This window comes from Escherichia sp. WS568 (assembly GCF_046486085.1).
Lineage (GTDB): Bacteria > Pseudomonadota > Gammaproteobacteria > Enterobacterales > Enterobacteriaceae > Escherichia > Escherichia coli.
Window position 1 is genome coordinate 1 of sequence record NZ_JBJQMC010000057.1, and the last position, 3248, is coordinate 3248.

The window sequence follows — 3248 nt, forward strand, 5'->3', positions numbered from 1 at the left end:
GGCGATTACGTCTGGCGGCAGAGCCGCAGACTGGAAGACGGGAAGTTTCGGCCCTTACGGATGCCCGGAAAACCTTAGCGTACGATTTTTTCCGAATTCTGCGGGCTCCCCCTTTGCATCATCTGCGGCATTGTAGTTGCAGTTCGAGGTTATTAATCTTGGACAGAAAATGCTGTATGTCCAGTCAGCCGGAGAATTATACTAGCGACCATGATCATCACAGGAAGAACACGTAACAGATGGCAACTGAGTGGGTAGATGTGGCTGATAATGCCGTTAAAATTGGGCTGGGTGCATTAATCACCATTGTTGGTGGCTGGATTACACTGAAATTAACACACTGCCACGAAATAAGAAAAGATGCAATAGCTCAGCGACTGCGGGATATAGATAAAAAAACTGACCGCTATATAGATTTTCTTTCTTCATCGCAAACGCTAATGCAGAAATATCTTTATGAATCATGTGATCCAAGTAGCAAGGACTACACCAATTATATGCGGTTGCATAATATTGTAAGCCTGACATCCTCCCCTGAATTGCGAATCTATGCTTTTGATACTCAGTCCAAAGTATCGCAATTTATCCTGCTCAGAAAGCCCAACGAACCAGAGGTTATTGATTCCTGTCGCAATGCCGCGAGAAACGCCGTTTCTGTGCTTCAGGGGGCAGTGAGTGCTGAATTGCTTCAGGATAAAGCAGCACTTCAGGACAAACAACATGCATGGTGGGCTTTCTGGCGAAAATAAAGCAGAACAGTGGAGGAAGAGCCATTTATCCAAGTAGCGAAAGACAGTTAAAGCCTTGGGAAAAAATGTCGATAATCCGAGCAATATTCTATCGTAGGAAGAAAAATGGAAATAGTATCATTTAAAGTTTCTCAGTATAGGTCTATTTCAGGGGAGATATCCTCTGATAACTTTAATGGATTAACCATTGTTGGGCAAAACAACAGTGGTAAAACAAACCTATTAAAAGCTATGAGGGTTTTTTTTGAAGGAAAATTTAATCCTGACTTATATGACTATGAAAAAGATAAGCCACATGGTGTTAAGCAAGGACAAACTAGTTTTGCTGTAAGATTTACTTTTTCTGAAAGTGAGCTAGATGATGTCTCTGAGGATTTGAGCCAAGACGATGATGATGACGATGATGACTCGATTATTGAACTTGGTGTTTTAGGGGAGCAAGAAGAGCCTAGTAATTCTATTTCATTTGATGATGGCAGCTCTAAACAACAAGAATCAAAACCAACTCAATCAAGAGGCAGAAAGCTAAGTTTGAGAGATAGATATTTGCAGCTGTTTAACATGATTGATGACTCCAGGTTAAAGTCACCTCAAAACGAAGTGACCGTACATCTGACAATATCTAATAAAAACAATTACTTTTACACTGTCTTTAAAGGTTACAAGAGGAAACCTGAAGTAACTTCCTCCATGTATACATCTGTTGAAAGAAGGTTCATAGAAAAAATACTTTCTAGTTTTGAGTGTGTGTATATACCATCGTCAAAAAGTATTGATGATATATATCATAATCTATTAGTTCCATATGTTAGGAGTGAAGTAGCTTCAGCCATGAAAACATCGGTTCAAGTGATTCATGATAAACTGTTGGAAGTATCTGAAAAGATAACAAATGAAATGATTCTAAGCGGTATAGATGACTGTAGCTTTATTATTAAAGCTCCGCCATCTCTTGATGAGTTATTTGGTCGCTTTGAGGTTTCAATAAAAGATACTATTGAGAATGTGATATCGAGTAAAGGTATGGGGCTACAATGCTTATCTTTATTTTCTTCATTTAAATCTATTTCAGAGAGAAAACTTACTCTAGGTAAGAAAACGATTTGGATGGTTGAGGAGCCTGAGTCTTTCTTGCATCCCTCATTAGGCCGGTCATGTAATCACATTTTCAAATCACTGATGGATGTTGCTTATGTTCTTATTACAACTCATTCCTTATCATTTGTCAGTGATGAGCCAAGTAAGATCATTGAGTTATATAAAGATGACGCCGGTGTTACAAAAGATAAAAAGCATGAAAAAAGATTTAATGCAGTTGCAAGCATAAGAGAAAATCTTGGGGTCAGATTTTCTGATTTCTTTAACATATCAAGTAGTGCAGTTTTCGTTGAAGGTATCACCGACAAACAATATATAGAATCAATATTGAAATTGACATCTGAAGATGATGAGTTTAAGAACAGATGGCCTTTTCTGAGGAGTGCTAAAGTTGATGAGTTTGGTGGAGTCAGTCAACTTGGGGGATTCTTGAAAGGGTGCTACGAGTTTATTTCTAAAGATGTCCCCGTAATATCTGTTTTTGACGGTGATGAAGCTGGGGTCAAAGAAAGAACCAGATTACAAAGCTACTTTGGTAAAAAACAAATTAGATTTGAGTCAAATAAAGACTATATTTCTGTAAGAAGTGGTTTTGCTATTGAAGGCCTCTTCCCTGACGATTTCATTTCTGACGCAATGGAAACCCATCCGTCGTGGTTTATCGGAGGAAAATCTGTTGATGCCGATGATGTAATTGAACCATTCAAAGTGCAAGATAATAAAAAAACTAACTTATTAAATTTCTTCCTGGAAAAATGTCGTGTTCAACCTATATGCGGTTGGATTTCTCGGTGGGAAAAGGTGTTTAACGTCATAGACTCAGCCTTGCGAGATAAAAGTGAATCCATCACAAACAAAAAACGAACCGAAGATACTTCCGGTAACACTTCAGATCATCAAGCTGCATAATCGATTGTGTGCACCAAGGTTGCACATACACCTGATTAATCAAGAGTGAGACCATAACAAGCCTATATCAGATAACAGCCCTCTTCATAAGAGGGCTGTCTTTTTCGCGGGCATCGTACTTGGGTTCCACTTGGAAAATGGAAAACATCCTACGCTAAGAGCGTTTTTTAAACAACCGGCTTGTTGGTTTTTACGAGATACTGTGCAGTTGAAGGAACAAGATAAAGGAATTAAAGACCCTTTAGTACCATACTTTCATGAAATTTTCCCATATTTTCTTTTAGATCGTGCAACAGCGAAAAGACGTAGGAATTGGCTTGATTAGCCGCAATACTATTTCTGGACAGAATGGCGAGGAATTAAACGAGAGACGTAAAAAAGGGCACTGTTGCAAAGTTAGCGATGAGGCAGCCTTTTGTCTTATTCAAAGGCCTTACATTTCAAAAACTCTGCTTACCAGGCGCATTTCGCCCAGGGGATCACCATAATAAA

2 protein-coding genes are annotated in these 3248 nt (G+C 38.8%); both read left to right on the top strand.

Features of this window, described 5'->3' with window-relative positions; translation table 11 throughout:
* The first annotated feature begins 239 nt into the window (after positions 1–239).
* A complete protein-coding gene (locus tag ACJHWR_RS25135; protein ID WP_065311128.1) occupies positions 240–749 on the top strand; it encodes a peptidase M14 in 510 nt (169 codons plus the stop codon).
* 105 nt (positions 750–854) lie between these two features.
* Entirely contained in the window at positions 855–2756 is a 1902-nt protein-coding gene (locus tag ACJHWR_RS25140; protein ID WP_065311127.1) for an AAA family ATPase, read from the top strand.
* The last annotated feature ends 492 nt before the right edge of the window (positions 2757–3248 follow it).

Bases quoted from the DNA above. Each gene is read 5' to 3' on its own strand.
- ACJHWR_RS25140 (WP_065311127.1), top strand. From the start codon at position 855: ATGGAAATAGTATCATTTAAAGTTTCTCAGTATAGGTCTATTTCAGGG.
- ACJHWR_RS25135 (WP_065311128.1), top strand. From the start codon at position 240: ATGGCAACTGAGTGGGTAGATGTGGCTGATAATGCCGTTAAAATTGGG.